Annotated in this window: 10 protein-coding genes and 2 pseudogenes; 3 read left to right on the top strand and 9 right to left on the bottom strand. The window is 66.7% G+C overall.

Annotated features, from left to right (window positions below):
- Positions 1-280 (top strand): annotated as a pseudogene (locus DNL40_RS16960) (helix-turn-helix domain-containing protein); the annotation flags it as partial.
- A gap of 249 nt (positions 281-529) precedes the next feature.
- Here the strand turns inward: DNL40_RS16960 and DNL40_RS16225 are convergent.
- The 6 genes from DNL40_RS16225 to DNL40_RS11240 form a co-directional block, all read right to left on the bottom strand.
- Positions 530-769 carry a hypothetical protein gene (locus DNL40_RS16225; RefSeq protein WP_146252084.1) on the bottom strand — a complete coding sequence of 80 codons (240 nt, stop codon included), beginning with the start codon at positions 767-769 and terminating at the stop codon, positions 530-532.
- The gene (locus tag DNL40_RS17035) at positions 666-1,352 is read right to left on the bottom strand and encodes a MafI2 family immunity protein (protein ID WP_484454270.1); all 687 of its coding nucleotides are present in this window, start codon (positions 1,350-1,352) and stop codon (positions 666-668) included. Before DNL40_RS17035 ends, DNL40_RS16225 begins: the two co-directional genes overlap by 104 nt.
- Positions 1,353-1,467: 115 nt before the next feature.
- Positions 1,468-1,632 (bottom strand): hypothetical protein, encoded by a 165-nt coding sequence (locus DNL40_RS16465; protein ID WP_179951050.1) that lies wholly within the window; start codon positions 1,630-1,632, stop codon positions 1,468-1,470.
- A gap of 27 nt (positions 1,633-1,659) precedes the next feature.
- Complete coding sequence (locus tag DNL40_RS16220) at positions 1,660-2,247, bottom strand: hypothetical protein (RefSeq protein ID WP_146252083.1); 588 nt, start codon at positions 2,245-2,247, stop codon at positions 1,660-1,662.
- Between the two features lie 327 nt (positions 2,248-2,574).
- Positions 2,575-2,979 (bottom strand): hypothetical protein, encoded by a 405-nt coding sequence (locus DNL40_RS11245; RefSeq protein WP_111251348.1) that lies wholly within the window; start codon positions 2,977-2,979, stop codon positions 2,575-2,577.
- A gap of 118 nt (positions 2,980-3,097) precedes the next feature.
- Positions 3,098-3,331, bottom strand: coding sequence for a hypothetical protein (locus tag DNL40_RS11240; protein WP_111251347.1), 234 nt, complete (start codon positions 3,329-3,331; stop codon positions 3,098-3,100).
- Between DNL40_RS11240 and DNL40_RS16955 the strand changes: the two are divergent.
- Positions 3,326-3,450, top strand: a pseudogene (locus tag DNL40_RS16955) (helix-turn-helix domain-containing protein); the annotation flags it as partial. The gene DNL40_RS11240 and the pseudogene DNL40_RS16955 overlap by 6 nt on opposite strands.
- 48 nt (positions 3,451-3,498) lie before the next feature.
- Here DNL40_RS16955 and DNL40_RS11235 read toward each other — a convergent pair.
- The 3 genes from DNL40_RS11235 to DNL40_RS11225 all read right to left on the bottom strand — a co-directional run bounded on the left by DNL40_RS11235 (position 3,499) and on the right by DNL40_RS11225 (position 5,694).
- Positions 3,499-3,801 carry a hypothetical protein gene (locus DNL40_RS11235; RefSeq protein ID WP_146252082.1) on the bottom strand — a complete coding sequence of 101 codons (303 nt, stop codon included), beginning with the start codon at positions 3,799-3,801 and terminating at the stop codon, positions 3,499-3,501.
- 471 nt (positions 3,802-4,272) lie between these two features.
- A complete protein-coding gene (locus DNL40_RS11230; RefSeq protein ID WP_111251345.1) occupies positions 4,273-4,860 on the bottom strand; it encodes a HEAT repeat domain-containing protein in 588 nt (195 codons plus the stop codon).
- 186 nt (positions 4,861-5,046) lie between these two features.
- A complete protein-coding gene (locus tag DNL40_RS11225; protein WP_179951042.1) occupies positions 5,047-5,694 on the bottom strand; it encodes a hypothetical protein in 648 nt (215 codons plus the stop codon).
- Between the two features lie 97 nt (positions 5,695-5,791).
- Here DNL40_RS11225 and radA point away from each other — a divergent pair, with 97 nt between their 5' ends.
- A complete protein-coding gene (radA, locus tag DNL40_RS11220; protein WP_245885858.1) occupies positions 5,792-7,228 on the top strand; it encodes a DNA repair protein RadA in 1,437 nt (478 codons plus the stop codon).
- Positions 7,229-7,234 lie beyond the last annotated feature (6 nt).

Here is a 7,234-nt window from a genome sequence, read left to right as displayed (position 1 = left end):
GCTACCGTTCCGGTGCCCACGTCACCCAGACCCGCCGCTACGAAGCCGGCACCAGCCAGCCCACCCTCGACGTCCTGAGGGCCCTCGCCCTCGCCCTCAACGTCAGCGCAGACTCGCTCCTGTTCGAACCCGACGAACGCGGCCCCCGCAACACCAGCCTGCGCCTCAAGCTCGAAGCCCTCGACCAACTCACCGACGACGAGAACACGTCACCGCCCTCATCGAGGGCGCCCTCCTGCGCCACCACGCCCGCCAGGCCCTCACCAGCCAAGCCAGCTGAGCCAAAGACGATAAGGGGAGCCCTGCGGACCACTGCCCGCAGGGCTCCCTTCATATGCTCAGCGTCGAGACCATCTCGATCCCCAAGGAAAGCTCGCGCTCAACGATCGCAACGACTTCGGATTCTCCGATCCAGCCATGTTCGAATCCGTAATCAATCTCAACGTCCACAGGCCTCGCCCGCGCCATCACGAAATCCGCGCTTATTGCAACTCGTTGATACCTCAAATCAGATCATCAGCCTCGTCACTCAGCTGCCGCTCGCATCCTTCGGTACTTTCGCCACTGTCACCCTGCCTGCGAATGACAGTTCGACAAGGATTGCCTCTTCAGGAAAATAGACACAGAACTCAGCATGCTGGCCAACGACTTCCGGCCAGAACCGACTAAGGAGGCCGATATCTACTTCGACACTCGGGATGGCCAAGCTGTCCCAGAAAATAACCATACGCCCAGCCACCGGCGCGTACTCTGAGATCAGAGTATCCAAGTCGGCCGAATCTAGGTCGGTCGAATGCAGCACCGCACCGGGGGGGGGCAGCCTCCCAGTTGATGACACCCGTACTGTTACGCGGAAAGCGATCAAGACTCTCCGATTCCCACCTGCGGTGCTCCTCCAGACCTAGCAGGTTCACCCCGTTTCGCCCCGTCCAGGCGAGCAGGCGCTCACCCGTCCCGCCTGCGCGAACCACCTGCACCATTGATCGCGGGAGGAGATCGGGCCGGGTTCCGTACAGACCATCGAGTGTCACGAGTTTCCTCCTAGCATCCTTGCGAAGCCCTCTTCGGTCCCCTCCCAGGTAACGGCCCACTTTCGCGCAGCAGCCGGTCACCGACGTAGGAACACACTCCGCGCGCGCGGAGACAACGACATCGTCCAGGAAATCTGCAATGACGAGCGTCTCCGCCTCCGAGACGTTCTCCCGGTCCTCCTCGTTGGGTTCAGCGTCGAAGAGGAACCGGACAGCGATCTCAGGATGTCTCGCGAGGACCGCCACCCCTCTGAGGTTCGGCGTCACGAGATCCCACAGCGCACGCTGCACCGACAACAGAACCGACACACGGAAGTCCATCGCCATCACCCCAACGGTCGCGCCGGAACAATCTGAACACCACGCGATCCGTAGTGGAGGATGCCAACTGACGTCGGGATCAACTCGCCCGTACCCTGGTCAGCGAACTGCCCGATCACGCCGTGGAGGCGGAAGCCCGGATGCGGTTTTCGGCTGCGGGTGCCGTTGCGGCCGATGCGGTTCCAGCGGCTAGGACACGAGCCCCCACCACCATCAGGGCCGTGATGACGGTCAGGACCCAGCGCGGCCTGGTCAGCGGCTGCCCGGGCGTGGTGGTCATGGGTGTGAGTGTGCCAGCGGGCGGCGCTCAGGTGTCGGTGACGTGCCGTCGGGCGTGCGCCTGCCGGGCAGCCTGCCGGGTCACGCCGCGCGATTCGTCAACCGCTGAAATAAGACCACGAACCTGCTCCTCACTCAGACAGAAGGGAGCCGCACAATGCCGCAACGCGTCGGCGCGCTGCTCGAAACTCCATCCATCCCAAAGGGGCCACCTAGCTGCACGTCGTACCACCAGATCCTGTTCCCTCGGATGACAGTCCCAATCACCCCATTCCTGCCAGTGAATTAGAGCTCGCTGGTCCCCTGAACCTTCAGCCTCAGCGACCAAAGATCGGAACATCTTCGACAGCGCCTGAGCAAGGAACGGGCTTCCGAAGTATTCTCCGGGCACATCGTCGTCGTCGTCGAATTTCAAACGAACAGCCGCTTCGAACAAATTCTTTAGTTCACGCTTGTCGAGATCCAGTTTCACCACATCACTCAACCCCTCAGAACGAGTCTTGCCTGAGAACAGAACGTCCGATGCATCAAATCGAATGGACCCCCGGTGGATCAGTTCAAATTGGTTCGGAATCTTCTCTAGACTCGTGCCCTGTCGCAGACGAATCGCAACCAAGTTTGCGCCTCGACCAGCATGGCTCGGAGCGCTAGGACGCTCCCGTCGCGGAAGCCGCCTCCCGGAGCGTCGCGTACTGCGCGCGGAAATGTTCGAACATCAACCGCCTCTCAGCCGATCACCACCCGAACCAGCCCGGCCGGGCTCACCATCACTCAAGGTGTGCACGCCTGATCACTCAAGGCATTCCCAGATGACCTCGTCGAGCGATACCCGGTCGTCGAGACCAGACTACCGACCTCCACACCATTCGGCTGGAATTGTCCGCATTCCATAGCGCAGCACATCAGCCCGGCGCATGCTTGACAACCACTCACGCCATGCAATCTATCCGAGTGCAGAAGTGTCACTCGCAGGGATCTTATAGGAAGCCGCGAGAGTCTCGTCGAAGAACACGACCAGTTCATCGGGCGCATACCTGAACCCCGACCCTTCGGCCGCACCCAGCGCAATCACGAGGCTCGATCCATTCGAGAATCCGAGGCGATACGCCCAGGGCATTTCAGGGCAGCCCTCGTTAGGAACGTGCCAAGCAGGGGTGATGCCCACGATCCCCACCCCAAGGTATCCCTCCCAGTCGACATGATCGCTCACGTCGACAGCGTCTCCTGGCAAGTCGAGATCCGGTTCTCCAGGTCTTCCAACTTCGACCGCCATCCACTCGTTGAGGCCGTCCATAGCCCAGGACAGGGACAGTCCAGCCCCGGTGCTCATGACCATCTCGATCGCCATATCGACTTCATGAGCACGATCCGCCCTATGCCCCTCAGGCCAGGATCCTCCTTGCGGCACTACATAGCGAACCGCCGTCACGGACGCTCCCGAAATTGCACCCTGAAGGTCGGCGAGACTAGCGCCGCCGCGCGCCTTTGCTTCCCGCCTCAGCCTGGAGGTGCACCTGCAAGGCACCGAGTTCATCAACCGATCCCCCATACGACTCGAACGACGACAGCAGTCGCGTCGCCCGCTCGCCGTTGTACTCGCTGACCCTATCCTCCATACCAGAGAGGATTCCCGGCACCCGGTAGTATTCGTCGGTTAGCAGTAGAGCTAGCTGTTCGACAACCAGTGGCATCTCGTCCACGTCACCCAGCTGCGCCGCTACGAGGCCGGCACCAACCAGCCACCCTCGACGTCCTGCGAGCCCTCGCTGTCGCCCTCGCCGTCACCACCGACCAACTCGTCTTCAACGACGACGAACGCCGACTCGCACGCACCAGCTAACGGACGAGCACCCTCGCTGAAGCTTGACTACGCGCCGGATGCCTCGGCCACGGAGATCTCGCGAGCGAACACGGCCACGGCGCATGGGTCCTCGTCCATAAGTGCCGAGAAATGCTCAGGATCTTCGACCAGTTCCCGGTAGCCCCACGTCGCAACAACAGGATCAGTCCACAGATCCCGGCCGGAGGCGCGGATCCCTGAACCGAGAGCGAACAGCCAACCAGCAGGGATCGGCGCTTCGACCAGGTCGAACATCCCAGCAGGCGCAAGCCGGGCCCCGCCGAGATCGTCTCGGACCAGGAAGTGGAAGACCGTCTCCGTGATGCCCATGCCGACGACGGCATACCGCTTGCCCGGCGTCAGCGGATACGCGCTCTCGAACGCCGCAGCACGGCTCCGCTGGTGATCCGCAAGGCCCCCCGGATCGTTCGAAACACACGCCACCATCATTGGATGATCGACCTTCCTGGCTGCACGAGCACGATCGGGTTGAACGGGCTATTGAACCTGAAGTCATCGACCGCGCCGGTAGCCCACGCCTGCGATCTGAGCACCGTCACCCGTCCGGGTGGTAATGGGCGTTGCGTGCGCCAACGGCGCACATCCTCGACGGACTCCTCGCCAGCACCCGCATCCGCGCCGCCCTCAACACCGCCGCCAGCTAAACCCGGCGAGAACCTGTCAAGACGCTGATTCGCTCCATCCATCAGAGCGGAACCGCTCGACCAAGGCCGTGAGAAGCGAAGGAGGTCCTGCAGCCAGCAGCGAGCTGACTGCAGGACCTCCGTGCCACGATGACCGTCAGGCGAGCTTCTTCAGAGCACCCTCGGCGGCCTTGCGTACCCAGGCGCGCGAGTCCGTAGTCATCCGCTGGAGCCCCGGCTTCGAGCGCGGCAACTTGAGCTTCGCCAGTGCCTTCACGGCGTGACCATTCACCTCGGGGTCGTCGAGAAGCTCAATGAGCACGTCGCCAGCTTCAGGTCGCTTCGACCTGGCTAGGCCGAGTACCACCATCTCGCGGGCTCGCGCGTACGAGCGGTCCCTCGCAAGGCCGACCAACTCATCGAAAAGACTGTCGTCCCACACGACGTCCAGTGCGTTCCCGATGGCCCATCGCAGACTGAGCCCTGTCGGATCGTCAACTCGCCGGAACAGGTCGATCAGAGGACCGGTCGCAGCCGGCTTCGCCCACGGAACGCTCAGCGCCCGGACGATCTCCATCAGCGTCTTCTTCTCGCTGGTAGCCGACAGCGCGTCAACGAGGACCGGGACCGCCTTGGGATACTCGACCCCGGAACCACGGAGGTCGGCCAGCGAGGCCACGTCATGGCCGACCTCGCGAAGCCTCGCCAGAATCGCCTCCTCGTCGGCAACAGGTTCGCCAATCACGGCAGCCTCCTGACAAGGTTGATCGCCCCGGAGTCGACTGCAGGACGCGGCGGTGCGGGCCGACGACGGTCACCGGACGTGAAGTGAGGAGTGCGGAAACTCCCGGTCAACGTCCAGGCGGGAACACGACGGGTGAGACGATCTGCGACACCGCAGGTCAGCGGCCTGCGCCGCCGCCGGCAGGGGTCAGAGCGGGTACGCCGAGTAGAAGTCCTCGACCACCTCGGCCGGACCGACCACCTGGATCACCACGGTGCCGTTCCGCCACCAGATGACGCCTTCGCCGTCGTCCTCGGCGGTGACCGAGTACGAGCCCACGTCCTCGCCGTCGACCTGGACGGTGCCGCCCTTCAAGGGCCGGCCGGCAGCCTTGGCCTGCGCGTCGTAGAAGGAGGTGGCGTCGCTCTCCTCCGACCACTGGCCCACGGTGAGCACGACCTCGGTGGCGTCCCCGCCCTCGCCGTCGGTGTAGGTGACCCGCCAGGACTCGACGGCGCCGTGGTCGTCGTGCCACGGGGCGTTGTCGACCAGGCCTCGCTGGACGAAGGCGAGCACGGTGTCGGGCAGGGCCCCTGTGAGGTCGGTCTGCTCGCCCTCGCGGGGTGCGGGCTCGATCGTCGGCGTGGGCGGCGGGGCGGTGGTCGTGACCGTGGGGGTGGGCTCCGGCTCGGGCACCCCGTAGCCGGGCCACACGAACGCGGTCAGTGCCGCGACGAGCAGCACGACGGTCCCCATGACCGTCGCCACCACGATCCGGCGACGCCGGAACACCTCGGGCGAGGTCCTGCGGTGGACGTGCCGCCTGCGGGACGTCGGCGTCCGCTCGTCGGTCATGCTGGGTGCCTCCCGTGGTCGTGGACGCCGGAAGCCTACGGGGTCGCGCCGCGCGGTCCGGGGACCTGTGTCGGCGGTGCCGCCTAGGGTCGCCGCCGTGAGCACCTCCACCTCTTCTCGCGCCCGGGCCGGCGCCGCCAAGGCGTCCCGCCCCGCCTATCGCTGCACCGAGTGCGGCTGGACGACGGCCAAGTGGGTGGGCCGCTGCGGGGAGTGCCAGGCGTGGGGGACGGTCGCGGAGGACGGCCCGGCGCCCGCGGGGCCGAGGACGGCGGCGGTCACCCCGGTGCGCTCGGCCGCGCGCCCCATCGCGGAGATCGACGTCGAGGCGGCGCGCGCCGCTCCGACGGGTGTGGGCGAGCTGGACCGGGTGCTGGGCGGTGGTCTGGTGCCGGGCGCCGTGGTGCTGCTGGCGGGCGAGCCCGGCGTCGGCAAGTCGACGCTGCTCCTGGAGGTCGCCTCGCAGTACGCGCGCGGAGCCGACGGCGGTGGTGCGCGCACGGTGCTCTACGTGACCGGCGAGGAGTCGGCCGGCCAGGTTCGCCTGCGCGCGGAGCGCGTGGGGGCGCTGGCGCCGAGCCTGCTGCTGGCCGCGGAGACGGACCTGGGCACGGTGCTCGGCCACGTCGAGGCGACGACGCCGGAGCTGTTGATCGTGGACTCCGTGCAGACGATCGCCTCGGCCGAGGTCGACGGTGTCGCCGGCGGTGTCAGCCAGGTGCGCGAGGTGGCGGCGGCGCTGATCGCCGTCGCGAAGGAACGCCAGGTCCCGGTGCTCCTGGTGGGGCACGTGACGAAGGACGGCACGGTGGCCGGCCCGCGCACCCTGGAGCACCTGGTGGACGTGGTGTGCCAGTTCGAGGGCGACCGGCACTCGCGCCTGCGCATGGTCCGGGCGGTCAAGAACCGGTTCGGCCCCACGGACGAGGTCGGGTGCTTCGACCTGTCGGAGTCGGGGATCACGGGGCTGACGGACCCGAGCGGCCTGTTCCTCTCCCACCTCGGCGCAGGGGTGCCCGGCTCGTGCGTGACGGTCACGCTGGAGGGCCGACGGCCGCTGGCGCTGGAGATCCAGTCGCTCGTGGCGCCGTCGGCCCTGCCGAACCCTCGCCGCACCACGAGCGGCATGGACTCCTCCCGCCTGGCGATGATCCTCGCGGTGCTGCACCGGCACGCGTCGTTGCGCCTGGCCGACCAGGACGTCTACCTGTCCACGGTGGGCGGGGCCCGGGCGGGTGAACCTGCCGCGGACCTCGCGGCCGCCCTGGCCATCGTCTCGGCCCGCACCGGCGACGCCCTCCCGCCCGGCACTGTCGCGTTCGGCGAGGTGGGCCTGGCGGGCGACATCCGGCCGGTGACGGGCCTGGAACGGCGTCTCTCGGAGGCGGCTCGCCTCGGCTTCGAGCGCGCCGTCGTGCCCCTCGGCACCCGCGCCGGGACGACGGCGAAGAGCTCCGCCGGCCTCCAGCTCGTCGAGGCCGCGCACGTCGCCGAGGCGGTCGACGCGGTGGCGCTCGGCCGCGGCTCGCGCTGACCCGTA

The organism is Xylanimonas oleitrophica, from assembly GCF_003244315.1.
Classification (GTDB): domain Bacteria; phylum Actinomycetota; class Actinomycetes; order Actinomycetales; family Cellulomonadaceae; genus Xylanimonas_A; species Xylanimonas_A oleitrophica.
Note: the sequence above shows the minus strand (reverse complement) of the source record. Positions and strands in the feature narration are given on the sequence as shown.

What these genes read in the sequence shown, in the direction of transcription:
- DNL40_RS16465 (WP_179951050.1), bottom strand. Translation starts at nt 1,632, where the DNA reads ATGACCACCACGCCCGGGCAGCCGCTGACCAGGCCGCGCTGGGTCCTG.
- DNL40_RS11235 (WP_146252082.1), bottom strand. Translation starts at nt 3,801, where the DNA reads ATGGGCATCACGGAGACGGTCTTCCACTTCCTGGTCCGAGACGATCTC.
- DNL40_RS11225 (WP_179951042.1), bottom strand. Translation starts at nt 5,694, where the DNA reads ATGACCGACGAGCGGACGCCGACGTCCCGCAGGCGGCACGTCCACCGC.
- DNL40_RS11245 (WP_111251348.1), bottom strand. Translation starts at nt 2,979, where the DNA reads ATGGCGATCGAGATGGTCATGAGCACCGGGGCTGGACTGTCCCTGTCC.
- DNL40_RS17035 (WP_484454270.1), bottom strand. Translation starts at nt 1,352, where the DNA reads ATGGACTTCCGTGTGTCGGTTCTGTTGTCGGTGCAGCGTGCGCTGTGG.